The organism is Cellulomonas sp. P2_B4 (assembly GCF_056404795.1).
In genome coordinates, this window is sequence record NZ_JBFUDI010000003.1 from 142,147 (window position 1) to 159,870 (window position 17,724).

Annotated in this window: 20 protein-coding genes; 8 read left to right on the forward strand and 12 right to left on the reverse strand. The window is 72.0% G+C overall.

Going from position 1 to position 17,724, the window contains the following annotated elements; genetic code table 11:
• Window positions 1–97: 97 nt before the first annotated feature.
• The 5 genes from AC1DZC_RS05610 to AC1DZC_RS05630 are packed head-to-tail and all read left to right on the forward strand — an operon-like array spanning window position 98 to window position 4,225.
• On the forward strand, window positions 98–1,552 hold the full coding sequence (locus AC1DZC_RS05610; RefSeq protein ID WP_477042539.1) for a GuaB1 family IMP dehydrogenase-related protein: 1,455 nt from the start codon (window positions 98–100) through the stop codon (window positions 1,550–1,552).
• Between the two features lie 5 nt (window positions 1,553–1,557).
• Entirely contained in the window at window positions 1,558–2,250 is a 693-nt protein-coding gene (locus AC1DZC_RS05615) for a type 1 glutamine amidotransferase (RefSeq protein ID WP_477039484.1), read from the forward strand.
• Window positions 2,247–2,921, forward strand: coding sequence for an NUDIX hydrolase (locus AC1DZC_RS05620; RefSeq protein ID WP_477039485.1), 675 nt, complete (start codon window positions 2,247–2,249; stop codon window positions 2,919–2,921). Before AC1DZC_RS05615 ends, AC1DZC_RS05620 begins: the two co-directional genes overlap by 4 nt.
• The gene (locus AC1DZC_RS05625; protein WP_477042540.1) at window positions 2,921–3,784 is read left to right on the forward strand and encodes an aminoglycoside phosphotransferase family protein; all 864 of its coding nucleotides are present in this window, start codon (window positions 2,921–2,923) and stop codon (window positions 3,782–3,784) included. Before AC1DZC_RS05620 ends, AC1DZC_RS05625 begins: the two co-directional genes overlap by 1 nt.
• 12 nt (window positions 3,785–3,796) lie before the next feature.
• Window positions 3,797–4,225 carry a DUF1801 domain-containing protein gene (locus AC1DZC_RS05630; RefSeq protein WP_477039487.1) on the forward strand — a complete coding sequence of 143 codons (429 nt, stop codon included), beginning with the start codon at window positions 3,797–3,799 and terminating at the stop codon, window positions 4,223–4,225.
• Here AC1DZC_RS05630 and AC1DZC_RS05635 read toward each other — a convergent pair.
• The 6 genes from AC1DZC_RS05635 to AC1DZC_RS05660 all read right to left on the reverse strand — a co-directional run bounded on the left by AC1DZC_RS05635 (window position 4,211) and on the right by AC1DZC_RS05660 (window position 11,956).
• On the reverse strand, window positions 4,211–5,086 hold the full coding sequence (locus AC1DZC_RS05635; protein ID WP_477042541.1) for an SRPBCC domain-containing protein: 876 nt from the start codon (window positions 5,084–5,086) through the stop codon (window positions 4,211–4,213). The two genes, AC1DZC_RS05630 and AC1DZC_RS05635, sit on opposite strands and share 15 nt — an antisense overlap.
• Window positions 5,083–5,400, reverse strand: a complete 318-nt coding sequence (locus tag AC1DZC_RS05640; RefSeq protein WP_477039489.1) for an ArsR/SmtB family transcription factor — start codon at window positions 5,398–5,400, stop codon at window positions 5,083–5,085. Before AC1DZC_RS05640 ends, AC1DZC_RS05635 begins: the two co-directional genes overlap by 4 nt.
• A gap of 109 nt (window positions 5,401–5,509) precedes the next feature.
• Window positions 5,510–8,272: an aconitate hydratase AcnA gene (acnA, locus tag AC1DZC_RS05645; RefSeq protein ID WP_477042542.1), complete on the reverse strand. Its 2,763-nt coding sequence runs from the start codon at window positions 8,270–8,272 to the stop codon at window positions 5,510–5,512.
• Window positions 8,273–8,455: 183 nt separating this feature from the next.
• The gene (locus AC1DZC_RS05650) at window positions 8,456–8,629 is read right to left on the reverse strand and encodes a translation initiation factor 2 (RefSeq protein WP_477039491.1); all 174 of its coding nucleotides are present in this window, start codon (window positions 8,627–8,629) and stop codon (window positions 8,456–8,458) included.
• Window positions 8,630–8,706: 77 nt separating this feature from the next.
• Window positions 8,707–9,963: a class I SAM-dependent RNA methyltransferase gene (locus AC1DZC_RS05655; protein ID WP_477042543.1), complete on the reverse strand. Its 1,257-nt coding sequence runs from the start codon at window positions 9,961–9,963 to the stop codon at window positions 8,707–8,709.
• Window positions 9,953–11,956, reverse strand: coding sequence for an APC family permease (locus AC1DZC_RS05660; protein ID WP_477042544.1), 2,004 nt, complete (start codon window positions 11,954–11,956; stop codon window positions 9,953–9,955). The genes AC1DZC_RS05655 and AC1DZC_RS05660 overlap by 11 nt, the downstream gene beginning before the upstream one ends.
• Window positions 11,957–12,074: 118 nt before the next feature.
• Between AC1DZC_RS05660 and AC1DZC_RS05665 the strand changes: the two genes are divergently transcribed.
• Together AC1DZC_RS05665 and AC1DZC_RS05670 are read left to right on the forward strand one after the other, a co-directional pair.
• Window positions 12,075–12,725, forward strand: coding sequence for a potassium channel family protein (locus tag AC1DZC_RS05665; RefSeq protein ID WP_477039561.1), 651 nt, complete (start codon window positions 12,075–12,077; stop codon window positions 12,723–12,725).
• On the forward strand, window positions 12,722–13,396 hold the full coding sequence (locus AC1DZC_RS05670; RefSeq protein WP_477039494.1) for a potassium channel family protein: 675 nt from the start codon (window positions 12,722–12,724) through the stop codon (window positions 13,394–13,396). Before AC1DZC_RS05665 ends, AC1DZC_RS05670 begins: the two co-directional genes overlap by 4 nt.
• Here the strand turns inward: AC1DZC_RS05670 and AC1DZC_RS05675 are convergent.
• The 4 genes from AC1DZC_RS05675 to dut all read right to left on the reverse strand — a co-directional run bounded on the left by AC1DZC_RS05675 (window position 13,329) and on the right by dut (window position 15,830).
• On the reverse strand, window positions 13,329–14,093 hold the full coding sequence (locus tag AC1DZC_RS05675) for a DUF3159 domain-containing protein (RefSeq protein WP_477042545.1): 765 nt from the start codon (window positions 14,091–14,093) through the stop codon (window positions 13,329–13,331). The two genes, AC1DZC_RS05670 and AC1DZC_RS05675, sit on opposite strands and share 68 nt — an antisense overlap.
• Entirely contained in the window at window positions 14,086–14,454 is a 369-nt protein-coding gene (locus AC1DZC_RS05680) for an OB-fold nucleic acid binding domain-containing protein (protein WP_477039496.1), read from the reverse strand. The genes AC1DZC_RS05675 and AC1DZC_RS05680 overlap by 8 nt, the downstream gene beginning before the upstream one ends.
• The gene (locus AC1DZC_RS05685) at window positions 14,451–15,215 is read right to left on the reverse strand and encodes a DUF3710 domain-containing protein (protein ID WP_477042830.1); all 765 of its coding nucleotides are present in this window, start codon (window positions 15,213–15,215) and stop codon (window positions 14,451–14,453) included. Before AC1DZC_RS05685 ends, AC1DZC_RS05680 begins: the two co-directional genes overlap by 4 nt.
• Window positions 15,216–15,359: 144 nt before the next feature.
• Complete coding sequence (dut, locus tag AC1DZC_RS05690; RefSeq protein ID WP_477042546.1) at window positions 15,360–15,830, reverse strand: dUTP diphosphatase; 471 nt, start codon at window positions 15,828–15,830, stop codon at window positions 15,360–15,362.
• Between the two features lie 39 nt (window positions 15,831–15,869).
• Here dut and AC1DZC_RS05695 point away from each other — a divergent pair, with 39 nt between their 5' ends.
• Entirely contained in the window at window positions 15,870–16,352 is a 483-nt protein-coding gene (locus AC1DZC_RS05695; protein WP_477042547.1) for a DUF3093 domain-containing protein, read from the forward strand.
• A gap of 71 nt (window positions 16,353–16,423) precedes the next feature.
• Here the strand turns inward: AC1DZC_RS05695 and AC1DZC_RS05700 are convergent, their stop codons facing one another.
• Window positions 16,424–16,723, reverse strand: coding sequence for a DUF4193 domain-containing protein (locus AC1DZC_RS05700; RefSeq protein ID WP_028046491.1), 300 nt, complete (start codon window positions 16,721–16,723; stop codon window positions 16,424–16,426).
• 160 nt (window positions 16,724–16,883) lie between these two features.
• On the reverse strand, window positions 16,884–17,690 hold the full coding sequence (locus AC1DZC_RS05705) for an inositol monophosphatase family protein (RefSeq protein ID WP_477042831.1): 807 nt from the start codon (window positions 17,688–17,690) through the stop codon (window positions 16,884–16,886).
• Between the last annotated feature and the right edge of the window lie 34 nt (window positions 17,691–17,724).

Below are 17,724 nucleotides of genomic sequence, written 5' to 3' on the forward strand. Positions count from 1 at the left end.
GCCTTTCCTGCGAGTCGGATCGTCACACTCTAGGACGTCGGGACCAGGAAGCACGTCCAGCGCGGCGCACTACAATCGACCGGAAAGGGGAACACCCATGCGCTTCCTGCCTGGCCACTCGGCCACCTCCGACCTCACCTACGGCGACGTGTTCCTGGTCCCGTCGCGTTCCGAGGTCACCTCTCGCTTCGACGTCGACCTGACGTCCGTCGACGGCACCGGCACCACCGTCCCGATCGTCGTCGCCAACATGACGGCCGTCGCGGGCCGCCGGATGGCCGAGACGGTCGCCCGCCGGGGAGGCATCACCGTGCTCCCCCAGGACGTCCCGACCGACGTCGTCGCCGAGGTCGTCGCCTCGGTCAAGGCGAAGGACACGGTCATCGAGACCGCGGTCGTCGTCGGCCCGCACGACACCGTCCACACGGCGCTCACGCTCATCGGCAAGCGGTCCCACGGCGCCGCCGTTGTCGTCGAGGACGGCCGCCCGATCGGTGTCGTCACCGAGGCGGACTGCGGCGGCGTGGACCGCTTCACCCAGGTCGCCGCCGTCATGAGCGCCGACCCGACGACCGTCGACCTCGCGGTCCTCGAGGAGGGCGGGCACCGCGGGCTGGAGGCGGCGTTCGAGAAGCTGCACGCGGCCCGGCGCCGGTTCTCCCCCGTGGTCCGTGACGGCGAGCTCGTCGGCGTGCTCACGCAGGTGGGCGCGCTGCGCTCGTCGATCTACCGGCCCGCGCTCGACGCGGACGGCCGGCTGCGCGTCGCCGCTGCTGTCGGCATCAACGGCGACGTGAAGCAGAAGGCCTCCGAGCTGCTCGAGGCGGGCATCGACGTCCTCGTCGTCGACACCGCGCACGGGCACCAGCGCAAGATGCTCGACGCCCTGAGCGCGGTGCGCTCGCTCGACCCGCAGGTCCCCGTCGTCGCCGGCAACGTGGTGACGGCCGCCGGGACGCGCGACCTGGTCGAGGCCGGCGCGGACATCGTCAAGGTCGGTGTCGGTCCCGGGGCGATGTGCACGACGCGGATGATGACCGCCGTCGGCCGCCCGCAGTTCTCGGCCGTCCTGGAGTGCGCCGCCGAGGCGCGCCGGCTGGGTCGGCACGTCTGGGCCGACGGAGGCGTGCGGCACCCCCGCGACGTCGCGCTCGCGCTGGCCGCCGGTGCCTCCCAGGTCATGGTCGGCTCCTGGTTCGCGGGCACGCACGAGAGCCCCGGCGACCTGCACGCCGACGGCACCGGCCGGCTGTACAAGGAGAGCTTCGGCATGGCCTCGGCGCGTGCGGTCGCCGCCCGGACGCGCGGCGGGACCGCTTTCGAGCGTGMCCGCAAGGCGCTCTACGAGGAGGGCATCTCGTCGTCGCGGATGTACCTGGACCCCAAGCGGCCGGGCGTCGAGGACCTCATCGACCACATCACCGCGGGCGTGCGCTCGGCGGCGACCTACGTCGGCGCGACGTCGCTCGACGAGCTGCACGAGCGCGCCGTCGTCGGCATCCAGTCGGCGGCCGGCTACGAGGAAGGGCGTCCGTTGCCGGACGGTTGGTGACCGGCGTGCGACCCGTCCTGATCCTCACGCACGCCCCGCACGAGGGCCCCGGCCTCATCGCGCCGGGCGTCGACGCTCCTGTGCGCGTCCGCACGGTCCTCGACCTCGAGGACCCGCGCCTGCCCTCGCTCGACGAGGTGTCGGGCGTCGTCGTCATGGGCGGCAGCATGGACGCGGACGACCTGACCGAGCACCCGGGCCTGGCCGCCGAGCAGCGCCTGCTGGCGCAGGCGGTCGAGGCCGACGTCCCCGTGCTCGGCATCTGCCTGGGCATGCAGCTCCTCGCCCTCGCGCTGGGCTCCCGGCTCCGTCGGCGCACCGGCACGGAGATCGGCTTCGCCCCGGTGCAGGTCGTCGCCGACGACCCGGTGCTCGCAGCGTTCGGCGACCGCCCGAACGTCCTGCACTGGCACGCGGACTCCGTCGACCTGCCGTCGGGCGCGACCCTGCTGGCCTCGACGGAATTGACGCCGGTGCAGGCGTTCCGGGCCGGCAGCGCGCTCGGCCTGCAGTTCCACCCCGAGCTCGACGCGGGGATGCTCAACCTCTGGCTCTCGACGCCGGACATGGTCGGCCACCTCGCCGACGACGAGGTCGAGGCGATCCGCACCGCGGGCGCCGAGCAGCTCCCGGTCCTCGTGCCCGCGGCGGAGAAGGCGTTCGCGGTGTTCGGGGAGCGCGTGCGGGCCCGCGGATGACCGCGTCGAGCCCGGACATCAAGGGTGCGCGCGACGAGCTCGTCGAGCTCTGCATCCAGGGCGTCGACTGGAAGGTCGACCCCGCGCGCGTGCTGAGCGACCCCTCCGACGCTCGCCCGGCCGCCGTCCTGGTCCTGTTCGGCGAGCTCGACGGCACCGGTCCCCTGGCCACCGCCCACGACCTCGACGTGCTGCTCCAGCGGCGCGCCGCCGGTCTGGGCAGCCACGCCGGGCAGATCGCGTTCCCCGGTGGCCGGCTCGAACCGAAGGACCGCGGACCGCGCGAGGCCGCGCTGCGCGAGGCCGTCGAGGAGACGGGCCTGGACCCGTCGGGAGTCGACATCCTCGGCACGCTGCCGCCGCTGCCCGTGCCGGTGAGCAACCACCTGGTCACACCGGTCCCGGCCTGGTGGACGCGCCCGTCGCAGGTCGCCGCCGTGGACCACGCCGAGACGGTCGACGTGTTCCGGGTGTCGGTCACCGACCTGCTCGACCCGAAGAACCGCGCGAGCGTGGAGCACACCCGCTGGGGCCGGACCATCCGCACGCCGGCGTTCGTCGTCGACGGGGTCCTGGTCTGGGGCTTCACGGGCATCGTCCTCGCGCGGATGTTCGACGCGCTCGGCTGGTCGGTGCCCTACGACGAGACCCGCACGGTCTCCGCCCGCTGATGGTTCACCCCGTCCCCGAGATCGAGGTCACCGAGCAGCTCGCGCGGACCCTCCTGTCCGAGCAGCACCCCGACCTCGCCGACCTCCCGCTGACCTGGGCCGGCACCGGCTGGGACAACGCGCTCTGGAAGGTCGGCGACCACCTGGCCGCCCGCTTCCCGGTGCGCGCGATCGCCGCGCCGCTCGTCACCCACGAGCAGACGTGGCTCCCCGTCCTGGCGCCCCGTCTGCCGGTCGACGTGCCCGTCCCCGTGCGGGTCGGTGCGCCGTCGGCCACCTACCCGTGGTCGTGGAGCGTCGTGCCCTGGTTCGACGCCGTCCCCGCGCACCACACGGCCGTCCCCGACCGGACCGCCTGGGCCGTCCAGCTGGCGGAGGTGTTCTCGGCGCTGCACCGGCCGGCTCCCCCGGACGCGCCGGTGAACCCCTTCCGTGGCACCCCGGTCCCCCGCGACGCGATCGTCGAGCGACTCGAGCGGGTCGACCTCCCTGACGCCGACCGGGTGCTCGAACGCTTCCGGGACCTTGCCGACGCACCCGCCTGGGATGGCCCGGCGCTGTGGCTGCACGGCGACCCGCACCCGGCCAACCTGCTCGTGCACGACGGGGCCCTGCGCGCCGTGATCGACTTCGGCGACGTGACGTCGGGCGACCCGGCCTCGGACCTGTCCACCGCCTGGCTGACGTTCGACCGCGACGGGCGGGCGGCCTTCCAGGACCGGCTCGACCACGACGACGCGACGTGGCGCCGCGCGCAGGCGTGGGCCCTGCACATGGCGGTCGTCATGATGACGCACCCCGAGGACCATCCCGCCCTCGCCGTCGTCGGCCGGCACTGCATCGCCGAGGTCCTCGCGGGCTGACATGCTGGCTCGATGGCGAACAAGACCACCGCCACCGACGCCGATGTCGCCGCGTTCCTCGCCGCGGTCGTAGGTCCCGTCCGTCGGCGCGACGCGGGGCAGCTGGCAGCCCTCATGACCCGGGTGACGGGCGAGCAGCCGCGGATGTGGGGCCCGAGCATCGTGGGCTTCGGCACATACCACTACCGCTACCCGTCCGGGCGCCAGGGCGACATGGCCGCCGCCGGCTTCTCGCCGCGCAAGGCGGCCACCACGATCTACCTGCCCGAGGGAGTCGGGGCGCACGCCGACCTGCTCGCCGCGCTCGGTCCGCACACGCTCGGCAAGGGCTGCCTGTACGTCAAGGACCTCGCCTCGGTGGACCTCACGGTCCTCGAGCAGGTCGTGCGTCGCTCGTACGCCGCGGTGACGGGCGGGACGTTCGGCTCACGAGCCGGCTGACCCGCCCGGGACCGGGACGATGTAGGAGACGAGCCCGGCGATCAGGTCGCCCCGGAACGTGAACGCGTCCGAGAAGCGGAACGCCTGCCCGACGCCGTCGGCGTCCTCGAAGGCACCGCCGCCGAGGACGACGACCACGTCGCCGGCCTCGATCTCCCGCTCGACCGTGAGTCGCGGGAGGGTGGCACCGGTGGGTCCGTCGATGAGCGACTCGAACTCCGACTTCCCGGCCGCCGTGGCGTGCCCGACGATGTCCCACGTCACGTCGTCGGTGAGGCAGGCGAGGATCGTCTCGTGGTCGCCGGCCCGGAAGCCGTCCAGGTACCGGTCGACGACCAGCTGACGCGGGCTCGCGAGCACCGAGCGGTACTCCGCCTCGATCACCGGCAGCCGGTCCCAGTCCCACGGCTCGGGCGTCCCGTCGAGCGCCGGCTCGAGCCGGTCGAGCGAGTGGTGCAGGCCGACGATGTGGCCCTGGGCGAGCGCGGCCGCGATGTCGGGGGTGTCCTGCGTCAGCCGCAGCACGCAGCCGTCACCGTCGGGCGTGAGCTCCCAGGTGAGCGTGACGGCGCGGTCGAAGTGGGTGTGCACGAGCCGGTACGGCGCGTCGATCTCGAGGATCTCGCAGGTCATCGCGGCCTCGCCGAACTCGGGTGCCGCGAACGAGATCTCGCCGCCGACGACGAGGTCGACGGTGATCGTCGCCGGGAACGGCAGCCACCAGCCCGCGAGCCCGTCGGAGGTCGTGACGGCCTCCCACACCCGCTCGACGGGGTGCGCCAGTCGTCGTTCGAACCGGATGCTCCCCCGGCGCCCGTGGCGTTCGACGGTGCCGTGCGCAGTGGCGGTGGTGGTGGTCATGGGAGGTCCTTCCGGTCGAGGTGGGCTTCGAGGCGGTCGAGCTGCTGGTCCCAGGCGCGGCGGTGCTGCTCGAGCCAGTCGTCGAGCTCGCGCAGCGGCGCGAACCGCGCGCGGTAGCAGCGGCGCTGGCCGTCCTGCCGGACGTCGACCAGGCCGGCGGATCGCAGCACCTTCAGGTGCCGGGACACCCCGGGCTGGTGCATGCCCACCAGGTCGACGAGCTCGCCGACCGAGCGTTCCTCGTCGCGGACGGCGTCGAGGATGCGCAGGCGGGTGGGTTCGGCGATCGCGTCGAGGGTCCCGGCGAGGCTCATGCGACCAAACATACCCCGTGCCATATATATGCGTCAACGCATACGCCACCTCGACGAAACGACACGAGCCCGGCCCCGCGACGGGGACCGGGCTCGTGGAGAGCGGGCGTCAGGCCTTGACCAGCGACCTCAGCACGTACTGCAGGATGCCGCCGTTGCGGTAGTAGTCCGCCTCGCCGGGGGTGTCGATCCGGAGCACCGCGTCGAACGAGACGACCGAGCCGTCCTCCTTCGTCGCCGTGACCGCGAGCGTCCGGGGCGTCGTGCCCTCGTTCAGGGCGGTGACACCGACGATGTCGAACGTCTCCGTGCCGTCCAGGCCGAGCGAGTCGGCGGACTCGCCCTCCGGGAACTGCAGCGGCAGCACGCCCATCCCGATGAGGTTCGACCGGTGGATCCGCTCGAAGCTCTCCGTGATGACCGCCTTGACGCCCAGCAGGCTGGTGCCCTTGGCGGCCCAGTCGCGCGACGAGCCGGAGCCGTACTCCTTGCCGCCCAGCACGACGAGCGGGATGCCCGCCGCCTGGTAGGCCTGCGAGGCGTCGTAGATCGACGTCTGCTCGCCGGTCAGGAGGTTCGTCGTGAACCCGCCCTCGACGCCGGGGACCAGCTGGTTGCGCAGGCGGATGTTCGCGAACGTCCCGCGGATCATGACCTCGTGGTTGCCTCGGCGCGAGCCGTAGCTGTTGAAGTCGCGGCGCTCCACACCGTGCTCGGCCAGGTACAGGCCGGCGGGGCTGTCGGCCTTGATCGAGCCTGCCGGGCTGATGTGGTCGGTGGTGACCGAGTCGCCCAGCTTGGCCAGCACGCGCGCGCCGTGGAAGTCCACGACCGGCGACGGCGTCGCCTGCATGCCCTCGAAGTACGGGGGCTTGCGCACGTAGGTCGACTGCGGGTCCCACTCGAACGTGTCGCCCTCGGGCGTCGGGAGCGAGCGCCACCGCTCGTCGCCGGTGAACACGTCGGCGTAGTCCGCCGTGAACATCGCGCGGTCGATCGACGCGTCGATCGTCGTCTGGACCTCCTCCGGGGACGGCCAGATGTCCCGCAGGAAGATGGGGTGGCCGGCCTCGTCGCGACCCAGCGGGTCGGACTCGAAGTCGAAGTCCATGGTGCCCGCGAGCGAGTACGCGATGACCAGCGGCGGCGAGGCCAGGTAGTTCATCTTGATGTCCGGGTTGATGCGGCCCTCGAAGTTGCGGTTGCCCGAGAGCACCGCGGCGACGGCCAGGTCGTGCTCCTGGACGGTCTCCGACACCTTCTCGTCCAGCGGGCCCGAGTTGCCGATGCACGTGGCGCAGCCATAGCCGACCAGGTGGAAGCCCAGCTTCTCGAGGTACGGCCACAAGCCGGCCTTCTCGTAGTAGTTGGTGACGACCTGCGAGCCCGGCGCCATCGACGTCTTGACCCACGGCTTGGCCGTGAGGCCCTTCTCGACGGCCTTCTTCGCGACGAGGGCCGCGGCGATCATGACCGACGGGTTGGACGTGTTGGTGCAGCTCGTGATCGACGCGATCGCGACGGCACCGTGGAACAGGTCGTACGAGCGGCCCTGGGTGTCCGTGACGGGGTACGTACGCGTGGCCGACGACGTGATCGCGGGCGAGTCGGACGCCGGGAACGACTCCTCCTCGGCCTCGTCGACGCCGTTGGCCGCCTCGGGTGCGTAGGTGGGCAGGTCGCGCTGGAACTGCTCCTTGGCCCGCGACAGCTCGATGCGGTCCTGCGGGCGCTTCGGGCCGGCGATCGACGGGACGACCGTCGACAGGTCCAGCTCGAGGTACTCGGAGAACACCGGCTCGATGTAGGAGTCGAGCGTGGGGTCGAGCCACATGCCCTGCTCCTTGGCGTACGCCTCGACGAGCGCAAGCTGCTCCTCGGAGCGACCGGTCAGGCGCAGGTAGTCCAAGGTCACGCGGTCGATCGGGAACATCGCCGCGGTCGAGCCGAACTCGGGGCTCATGTTGCCGATCGTGGCGCGGTTGGCCAGCGGCACCGACGCGACGCCCTCGCCGTAGAACTCCACGAACTTGCCGACGACGCCGTGCTGGCGCAGCTTCTGCGTGATCGTCAGGACGATGTCGGTCGCGGTCACGCCGGACGGGATGGTGCCCGTGAGCTTGAAGCCGACGACGCGCGGGATGAGCATCGAGACGGGCTGGCCGAGCATGGCCGCCTCGGCCTCGATGCCGCCGACGCCCCAGCCGAGCACGCCCAGGCCGTTGACCATGGTGGTGTGCGAGTCGGTGCCGACGCAGGTGTCGGGGTAGGCCTTGCCGTCACGGACCATCACGCCGCGGGCCAGGTACTCGATGTTGACCTGGTGCACGATGCCGGTGCCCGGCGGGACGACCTTGAAGTCGTCGAACGCGGTCTGGCCCCAGCGCAGGAACTGGTAGCGCTCGCGGTTGCGCTCGTACTCCAGGGCGACGTTGCGCTCGAAGGCGTCGGCGCGGCCGGCGACGTCGATCTGCACCGAGTGGTCGATGACCAGCTCGGCGGGCGCGAGCGGGTTGATGCGCGTCGCGTCGCCGCCGAGGTCGACGACGGCCTCGCGCATGGTGGCCAGGTCGACCACGCAGGGAACGCCGGTGAAGTCCTGCATGATCACGCGCGCCGGCGTGAACTGGATCTCCGTGTCGGGCTGCGCGTCCGGGTCCCACGTCGCCAGCGCGTTCACGTGGTCGGCGGTGATATTCGCGCCGTCCTCCGTGCGCAGCAGGTTCTCCGCCAGGACCTTCAGGCTGAACGGGAGCTTCTCCACTCCTGGGACGGCGGAGAGGCGGTAGATCTCGTAGGAGGCGTCACCTACCTCGAGGGTCCCTTTCGAGCCGAAGCTGTCTTTCGAATGAACACTGTCGACGCTGCTCACGGGGGCTCCTTCGCTGGCGAGAACGTGCCGGGGATGGGGGTCACCCGGGCTGCTGGCGAGTGCGTCCTGTCACCCTACGGGGCGCGGGCCGCGATTTATCTCGACATCAAGATACATCCTTTGGCGGCCCTCCGCACACAGATCGACCCCCGTCTCGCGACGAGGGTCGACCGGATCAGCGCGTCAGCCGGTCGACCCGGCCCGTTGCGCGTCGACCGCGTCCTGCGCCTTGCGCTCGGCCTCGATCGCCCGCTCGTGCGACCGGGGGTCGTACTCGGGCGTGCCCTGCTTGTGCAGCTCCTGGGTGACCAGCCGCTTCGCCTCGGCCAGCCGGCTCACCGGATCCTTCTCGCTCACCGTGCCGCTCCCCTCTGCCGGGCCCAACGGTCCGGCTGCGATCCACGCTAGCCCCGCGTGCGGGCGCGCGCACCGCCTCAGCGCGCCAGGACCGCGACGGCCTCGAGGTGGTGCGTCATCGGGAAGAGGTCGAACGCCTGCAGGTCGGCCAGGGCGTACCCGTCGGCGGCGAACAGGGCGATGTCGCGGGCCAGCGCGGCGGGGTCGCACGCGACGTAGACCACGCGCTCCGGTCGCAGGGCCGTGATGCCCGCGACCACCGCACGACCCGCTCCCGTGCGCGGCGGGTCGAGCACGACCGCGTCCGCGTGCACGACGTCGGAGTCCGCGTCCACGGTGCCCGTGAGCACCTTGGCCACGTCGCCGGCGTGGAGCTCGACGTTCGCGCGGTCGTGCAGGTTGCGTCGGGCGTCCTTGACTGCGCGGGCATCGCCCTCGACCGAGACGACCTCACCGGTCTCGCCCACCGCGTCCGACAGCGGGGCGGTGAACAGCCCCGAACCCGAGTAGAGGTCGAGCACCGCGGCGCCGTCGACGTCGCCCAGGCCCGCGAGCACGGCCTTGACCAGCAGCTCGGGTGCCTCGCGGTGAACCTGCCAGAACCCGGCGCCGGCGACCCGGAACGTGTACGCGCGCTCGCCCAGCTGCACGTGCTCGCGCACCGCCGTCCGGGCGTTGGTCCGGCCGTCCATGCGCCCGCGCCCGAGGTCGTACGGTGCGTCGTCGACGAGCACCATGGGCGTGTCGCCGCTGGACGGGGCCACGGCCTCCACGCGCGCGCCGGCGGTCCAGCGGCGGCCGAACAGCTCGAGGGCCGCGATCGCCTCGCTGGCCAGCGGCATCGAGTCGAGCACCTTGATGGTGTGGGACCGGAAGCCGTGCATCCCGGCCCGGCCCTCGGCGTCCGCGACGAGGTCGATCCGCGTACGCCACCCCAGGCCGCCGCGCTCGTCGTCGCCGGGCGCCGCCTGCACGGGGACGTCCAGGTCGAGCTTGGCCAGCCGCTGGAGCTGCTCCGCCAGCACGGCCCTCTTCCAGGCGCGCTGACCGTCCAGCGAGACGTGGGCGAGCTCTCCCCCGCCGACACCCCCCGGACCGGCCGCGGGCCACGCCGACTCGACGCGGTCCGACGAGGCGTCGAGGACCTCGACGGCGTCGGCGCGCCAGAACTTCGAGGTGTCGCCGAAGTCCGTCAGCCGGGCACGGACCTTCTCGCCGGGCAGCGTGTGCCGGACGAAGACGACCCGACCCTCGTGGCGGGCGACGCAGTGCCCTCCGTGGGCGACGGGCCCGATCTCGAGCTCGACGACAGGTGCTTCAAGGTCAGTAGCCACGCGGAACCGTACCCCGGACCGGGTCCTCGAGCCCCGTCTGGCCCTCGGTGGAGGCCAGCTGCCACGGCACGGACGCGACGACGACGCCGGGCGTGAACAGCAGGCGTCCCTTGAGCCGCAGGGCGCTCTGGTTGTGCAGCAGCTGCTCCCACCAGTGCCCGACCACGTACTCGGGGATGTAGACGACGACGAGGTCGCGCGGGCTGTCCCGCCGGACCGAGCGCACGTAGGTGAGCACCGGGCGCGTGATCTCACGGAACGGCGAGTCGAGCACGCGCAGCGGCACGGGGATCGCGAGCTCCTCCCACTGGGCGCGCAGGGTCTCGACGTCCTCGGGGTCGACGCCGACCGTGAGGGCCTCGAGGATCTGCGGCCGCGACGCCCGGGCGTAGGACAGCGCACGCATCGTCGGCCGGTGCAGGTGGCTGACCAGCACGATCGCGTGCACGCGGCTGGGCAGCGCCCGCGCGGAGGCGGCGTCGGCGCCGAGCGCCAGCTCGGCGCGGACCTGCATGTAGTGCCGGTGGATCGACTTCATGAGCACGAAGACGACCGCCATGGCCAGGATCGCGATGTAGGCGCCATGAGTGAACTTCGTGACGAGCACGACCACCAGGACCGTCGCCGTCATGGCGAACCCGACGGTGTTGATGACGCGCGAGCGCTTCATGGCGGCGCGTGCGGCGGGCTCGGCCTCGGTGCGCAGGTGCCGTGTCCAGTGCTTGATCATGCCGAACTGGCTGACCGTGAACGAGACGAAGACGCCGACGATGTAGAGCTGGATCAGCCGGGTGACCTCGGCGTCGAACGCGATGATGAGGGCGATCGCCGCGAGCGCCAGCGTGACGATCCCGTTGGAGAACGCGAGCCGGTCGCCGCGGGTGTGGAGCTGGCGCGGCAGGAACCCGTCGCGCGCCAGGATCGAGCCGAGCACCGGGAAGCCGTTGAACGCGGTGTTCGCGGCGAGCACGAGGATGAGGCCGGTGACGATCGAGACGATGACCGCCATCCACGGGAAGTCGTGGAACACCGCGGTCGACAGCTGGCTGATCACCGGGTGCTGGATGTAGGTGGCCTCGACCGCCTGCCCGTTGCGGGTCAGCTGCGTCATCGGGTCGTCGGCGAACGTCACGTGGGTGGCGCGCGCGAGCAGCAGGATCGACATGATCATGGTCACCGAGATGCCACCGAGCAGCGCCAGCGTCGTCGCCGCGTTCTTCGACTTCGGCTTCTTGAACGCGGGCACGCCGTTGCTGATGGCCTCGACGCCGGTCAGTGCGGCACAGCCCGACGCGAACGCGCGCAGGATCAGGAAGAAGCCCGCGATCCCCGCCAGCCCCTCGTCGAGCCCGTCACCGGGGAGCAGCTGCAGGTCCGCGCTCTCGGCCATCGCCAGGTTGCCGGTGGCGAACTGGATCGCACCGACCACCGCGACCGCACCGATCGCGAACATGAACAGATAGACGGGGATCGCGAACAGGCTCCCCGACTCCTTGACGCCACGCAGGTTGGCCACGGTGAGCAGCACGACGAGCCCCACGGCGAACGCCGCCTCGTGCCCGCGCAGGGGTGGGAAGGCCGTCGCCGCGTACTGGGCGCCCGACGAGATCGACACGGCCACCGTCAGCACGTAGTCGACCAGCAGAGCGGAGGCGACCGTGACGCCGGCATTCGAGCCGAGGTTCGTCGTCGCGACCTCGTAGTCGCCGCCGCCCGAGGGGTACGCGTGCACGTTCTGCCGGTAGGAGGCGACCACCACGAGCATCACGAAGACGACCGCGAGCCCGACCCACGGGGAGATCACCAGGGCGGAGGCCCCCGCCAGCGAGAGGGTCAGCAGGATCTCGTCGGGCGCGTACGCGACCGACGAGAGCGCGTCCGAGGCGAACACGGGCAGCGCGATGCGCTTGGGGATGAGCGTGTGGCCGAGCCTGTCGCTGCGGACGGGTCGTCCGAGCAGCAGGCGTTTGGCGGCATCCGAGAGGTCCGACACGATGGCTCATGCTAGGCGGCTGCGGACCGTCTGACACCACCGACGCCTCGCCCGCCTGGGTCGGGGTCTCGCAGAGAGCCGCGGGACGTATAGCGTGCGCCCTGTGCACTTCGTGATCATGGGCTGCGGACGAGTGGGCGCCACGCTGGCGCAGAACCTCGAGGAACACGGGCACTCGGTGTCCGTCATCGACCAGAACCCGGAGGCGTTCCGACGCCTCGACCCGTCCTTCGAGGGCAACAAGGTCACGGGTCTGGGCTTCGACCGCGACACGCTGAAGCAGGCCGGCATCGAGGACGCGTTCGCGTTCGCGGCGGTCTCGGACGGCGACAACTCGAACATCCTGGCCGCTCGGGTGGTCCGCGAGACGTTCGGCATCGAGAACGTGGTCGCCCGCATCTACGACCCGCACCGCGCGGAGATCTACCAGCGGCTCGGCATCCCGACCGTCGCCACCGTGCGCTGGACCGCCTTTCAGGTGCTGCGCCGGCTGCTGCCCATGGGTGCGACGGACGAGTACCGCGACTACTCGGGCAAGATCCAGCTCTCGCAGATCGACATCCACGAGGGCTGGGTGGGCAGGCCCCTGCGCGCCCTCGAGGAGGCCAGCGGCGCCCGCGTCGCGTACGTCACCCGCTACGGCGACGGCATCCTGCCGACGTCGACCACCGTCCTGCAGGAGAACGACACCGTGCACGTGCTGCTCCTCGCCGCCGAGTCCGCCCTCGTCGAACGGATCCTCACCTCGGCGCCGGCGGTGTCCGAATGAGGGTCGTCATCGCCGGGGCGGGGTCCGTGGGCCGGTCCATCGCGCGCGAGCTCCTGGGCCACGGCCACGAGGTGACGCTGATCGACCGCCAGCCGTCCGCGATGCGCGTCTCGCAGGTGGCCGACGCCGACTGGCTGCTGGCGGACGCGTGCGAGCTGCCCACGCTGCGCCAGGTCAAGGCCGACGAGGCCGACGTGGTCGTGGCCGCTACGGGCGACGACAAGGCCAACCTCGTCATCTCGCTGCTCGCCAAGACCGAGTTCGGGGTCCCCCGCACGGTCGCGCGCGTGAACAACCCGAAGAACGAGTGGATGTTCGACGAGGCGTGGGGCGTGGACGTCGCCGTCTCCACCCCTCGCATCATGACGGCGATGGTCGAGGAGGCCGTCACCGTCGGCGACCTCGTGCGGATCTTCACGTTCCACCAGTCGCGCGCGGACATCCTCGAGCTCACGCTCCCCGAGGACTCCCCCCTGGCCGGCGTGCGCGTCGGTCAGATCCAGTGGCCCTCGGACACCGTGCTCGCCGCGATCGTGCGCGACACCCGGCCGATCGCCCCGACCGCGGACGACACGCTCGAGGGTCGCGACGAGCTGCTGTTCGTCACGGGGCGGGACGCGGACGAGACCGAGCTGGAACAGCTCTTGACCCGCGGACCAGCATCCAGCTGAACCAGAGGGCCAGCGCGGTCCCGGGCACGCCCATCACGAGCTTCGCGGTGCCGAGCCACGCGGTCTCGGAGGCGAAGTACAGGGGAAGCTGAACCGCGAGCCGCAGGCCGAACAGCGCCACCAGCGGCCAGGTCGCCAGCGCGTACCGGCGACGCAGCACCGGGTCCGCGTGCCAGTCCACCGCCGCGGCGAAGCTGCCCGTGCTCGACAGCGGACCCTCCGGCCGGAACAGGCCCATGACCAGCCCGACGAGCGGCCAGCCGACGACGATCGAGAGCAGCGTCGCCAGGAAGTACGCGACGTTGACCCAGAGCCCGTAGGCGAAGTAGTCGTTCGCGTCGCCGGTCTTCCAGGCCCAGAAGACGCCGATGCCGACGCCGATCATCCCGGCGAACGCCTGCGTCGGTGGGGTGCGCTGGGCGAGCCGCACGATCACCGCGATCACGGCGGCGGCGGACGCCGCGACCAGGGCCGGCTTCAGGGTCTGACCGGTCGCGAGATAGACGACGACGAAGAGCAGCCCGGGCGCGACGGCCTCGATGATCCCCCGGACCCCGCCCATGGCGTCCATGGCGGAGAACTCGTCGGCCGCCAGCACGCGCATGCCGCGCAGGCCCCCCTCCTCGGGAGGGACGACCTCGTCGATCGCGTCTATCCCCTCGAGCGGCCGCCCGTCGTCCGGGTGCGACTCACTCACCGGGACGCGGCCGCAGCTCGTAGCGCGGGTTGAACACGGTGCGGCGACCGTCGACGAGACAGACCAGCCCCTCGATCTTCAGGCGACGACCGGGCTCGATGCCGGAGATCTCGCGCCGGCCCAGCCAGACGAGGTCCAGCGAGCCGCTGCCGTCGTACAGCTCGGCCTCGAGCGCCGGGACGCCCTCGCGCGGGCGCAGGGTGACCGACCGGATGACCCCGGAGACGCTGGCGCGCGAGCGGTTGCTCAGCTGGTCGACCGGGGTGCACCCGACGGACCGGTGCGCGTCCTGGCGCTCCTCGTCGGCCTCGATCTCGGCCTGCGACGCGACCGCCTTCTTCAGGCGCTCCTTGAGGCTCATCGGGTCTCCGTGATCTCGGGTCCGCGGGTCAGCGGGTCGAAGCTCGGCGTCTCGGCCTCGGTCGGCTCCGCGGGGCTGAGCTCGGGGTTGGCCGTACCGGGCAGCGTCAGCGTGAGCAGGTCGCGGGGCGCGCGTGCATCCGTGCCGCGCACGACGACGATGCCCGCGAAGACCTTCTCGAGCGGTGCGGCGGCGGCGGGGTCGACGGCCGCACGGCCGGTGAGCACGCCGCGCACGAACCACCGCGGTCCGTCGGCGCCGACGAACCGGGCGGGCCGGTGGCCGGTGCGGCCCTCGGGGGTGCGGATGGGCAGCCGGGCGAGCAGCTCGCGGCCGAACGGTCCGGGCAGGTCGTCGACCGACCCACCCTGCTGGGTCACCGACTCGGCGATCTCGCCGCGGATCTCGTCCCAGATGCCCTCGGTCCGCGGTGCGGCAAACGCCTGGACCTGCAGGGACGAGCCGTCCAGCAGGATCGACGCCGCGGAGACGGTGTCCGTCGCCTTGTCGATCTCCATCCGCAGCTCCATGCCCTGCACACCCGGGATCCGGATCGCGCCGAGGTCCACCCGCGCGATGTCGTCGGTCACCTCGTCGGCGTCCCACGGACCGCCGGTGCGCTGGAACGGCTCGGCGTCGACCTCGACGACCTCGTCGAGCTCGTCGACTTCGTCGGTCTCGGACCCCTCGACCGGTGCGTCGGCGGCGTCGATAGCCTCATCGGTGGCGGCGTCCTTCCCACCACGTCGGAACAGACCCACGTTGCTCACTCCTCCTCGACGCGCGCACTGCGGCGCACGTTGCTGCCTGCACGAGCGCAGACCGTCCCTCGACCCGAACACCACGCTCACGACTGCGGCGACGGCTTCTCTACCGAAGACAGTAGCCCCGCCACCTGTGCCCACCTAGCCGGCCGGTGCCGCCTTCCACCCGCCGCTGGACCCGAACCCGCCCTCACCGCGGTGCGACCCCGGCAGGTGGTCGACCGCCACGAACCGCGCCCGCTCGACGCGCTGGATGACCAGCTGCGCGATGCGGTCGCCGCGGTGCAGCTCGAGGGCGTGCTCCACGTCCGTGTTCAGCAGGGTCACCGCGATCTCGCCGCGGTAACCCGCGTCGACGGTGCCGGGCGCGTTGACGATGGTCAGGCCGTGCCGCATGGCCAGGCCCGACCTCGGGTGCACGAAGGCCGCGTAGCCGTCGGGCAGCGCGATCGCGACACCCGTCGGGACCGTCACCCGGCCCTGCGGCGGGATCACCACGTCGATGCGCGTGACCAGGTCCGCGCCCGCGTCACCGGGGTGCGCGTAGGAGGGTTCGGGAAGGTCCCGGTCCAGGAGCTGGAGCAGGACCTCGGGGCTGTGGTCGGCCGTCACGGGGCCAGACCCTACCGGCCCGGATGGGATGCTGGGGGCATGCCCGACGTTCCCGGCGGCACTTCGTCGCCCGCCTCCGTCCCCACGAGCACCGTGTACTCCGAACGGCTCACCCTCGGGCCCCTCGGCTGGGTGCTGCTGATCGTGTTCGGCGCGATGATCGGCATCGCGTTCCTGCCGGTCGCCGCGTGGCTCGCGGTCGTGCTCGGCCTCGCGGTGGTCGTCGTCGGCATGTTCGCCCTGGTCGCCACCGCGCCGGTCGTGCGGGTGGACGGCACGACGCTGCAGGCCGGCCCGGCGCGTATCCCGCGGGACCTGGTGGGCGGCGCGACGGCGCTGGACGCGGCCGGGGTGCGGACCGAGCTGGGCCCCCGTCTCGACGCCCGCGCGTACCTGTGCCAGCGGGGGTGGATCCACACGGCCGTCCGCGTCGAGCTCGTCGACCCGCTGGACCCGACGCCGTACTGGATCGTCTCCACGCGCCACCCGGACGCCTTGGTCGCCGCCCTGACCGGATCCTGAGAACCTGCCCCGAGAAACAGCGCGGCCGGCCGCCCCGTGGGGACGACCGGCCGGTCAGGTAGGTGAGCGCGTCAGGCGGCGCACTCGGAGCAGACGGGGTGACCGTCACGCTCGTAGGCGAGCTGGCTGCGGTGATGCACCAGGAAGCAGCTCGAGCAGGTGAACTCGTCGGCCTGACGGGGCAGCACGCGCACGGAGAGCTCTTCGCCCGAGAGGTCCGCTCCAGGGAGCTCGAACCCTTCGGCCGCCTCGGTCTCGTCCTCGTCCACCACGCCCGAGTTCTTGTCGGAACGCCGGGCCTGGAGCTCCTGGAGCGAGTCCTCGCTCAGGTCCTCCTCGGTCTTGCGCGGGGCGTCGTAGTCGGTAGCCATGTCTGGCGTCACACTCCGTGTCTTGGTCGTACTCGGGGAACTCGTACGCGGGATCAATGCGCCGGAGCGGCGTTTTGTTCCCTGTCGCGGGTGGGATTCTGCACCACATCCGCCGGATGCGCGAACAGTGACAGAACATCTTCTGGATCAGGCCCGTTGGTCAACTGTCCTGGTCAGCGTCGGATGCCTCCAGGTAGGCGACCAGCTCCTCGACCCGTCCGGGTGGTCCGGCGACCGTCATGGCCTCCCCCGCGGGCCGCCCGCGCAGGCCGGTGACCACGGCACCGGCCTCCTGGGCGACGAGCGTCCCGGCCGCGAGGTCCCACGGCTGCAGGCCCCGCTCGTAGTAGAGGTCGAGGCCGCCCGAGGCGAGGGTGCACAGGTCGAGCGCGGCCGACCCGATGCGACGGATGTCACGTACCTGCGGCAGCAGACCGGCCACGACACGCGCCTGGGCCCTGCGCCGCGCGGCCACGTAGCCGAACCCGGTGCCGACGAGACTGTCGATCAGCGGCTGTGCGTCGTTGACCCGCAGCGACCGGCCGTCGAGGGTCGCGCCGAGCCCCAGACCGGCCAGGAACACGCGGCCGTCCTTGGGTGCGACGACACACCCGGCGAGCACCGTCCACGTCGCCGGGTCGGGAGCCGTGCCGTCGGGCGTGCTCACTGCAGCCACCGACACCGCGTACGCGGGCAGGCCGTAGAGATAGTTGACCGTGCCGTCGATGGGGTCGACCACCCACCAGATGCCCGACGAGCCCGGCGTCAGCGACCCCTCCTCGCCGAGGAGCCCGTCGTCGGGCCGCAGCTCGGCGAGCCGGCGACGCAGCAGCGCCTCGGAGGCGAGGTCCATGGCCGTGACGACGTCCTGGGCGCTCGACTTCGTCGCGGCGACGGAGATCTGACCCTCCCGGCCCTCGCGCACCAGGTCGGCGGCCTCGCGGGCGACGATCTCGGCGACCTGCATCAGGGAACGGATCTGTTCGGTCACCGGTCCATCC

Coding starts and splice junctions, on each gene's coding strand:
- AC1DZC_RS05620 (WP_477039485.1), top strand. CDS start 2,247: ATGACCGCGTCGAGCCCGGACATCAAGGGTGCGCGCGACGAGCTCGTC.
- AC1DZC_RS05625 (WP_477042540.1), top strand. CDS start 2,921: ATGGTTCACCCCGTCCCCGAGATCGAGGTCACCGAGCAGCTCGCGCGG.
- AC1DZC_RS05630 (WP_477039487.1), top strand. CDS start 3,797: ATGGCGAACAAGACCACCGCCACCGACGCCGATGTCGCCGCGTTCCTC.
- AC1DZC_RS05635 (WP_477042541.1), bottom strand. CDS start 5,086: ATGACCACCACCACCGCCACTGCGCACGGCACCGTCGAACGCCACGGG.
- AC1DZC_RS05640 (WP_477039489.1), bottom strand. CDS start 5,400: ATGAGCCTCGCCGGGACCCTCGACGCGATCGCCGAACCCACCCGCCTG.
- AC1DZC_RS05665 (WP_477039561.1), top strand. CDS start 12,075: ATGGGCTGCGGACGAGTGGGCGCCACGCTGGCGCAGAACCTCGAGGAA.
- AC1DZC_RS05670 (WP_477039494.1), top strand. CDS start 12,722: ATGAGGGTCGTCATCGCCGGGGCGGGGTCCGTGGGCCGGTCCATCGCG.
- AC1DZC_RS05680 (WP_477039496.1), bottom strand. CDS start 14,454: ATGAGCCTCAAGGAGCGCCTGAAGAAGGCGGTCGCGTCGCAGGCCGAG.
- AC1DZC_RS05695 (WP_477042547.1), top strand. CDS start 15,870: ATGCCCGACGTTCCCGGCGGCACTTCGTCGCCCGCCTCCGTCCCCACG.
- AC1DZC_RS05700 (WP_028046491.1), bottom strand. CDS start 16,723: ATGGCTACCGACTACGACGCCCCGCGCAAGACCGAGGAGGACCTGAGC.
- AC1DZC_RS05705 (WP_477042831.1), bottom strand. CDS start 17,690: ATGCAGGTCGCCGAGATCGTCGCCCGCGAGGCCGCCGACCTGGTGCGC.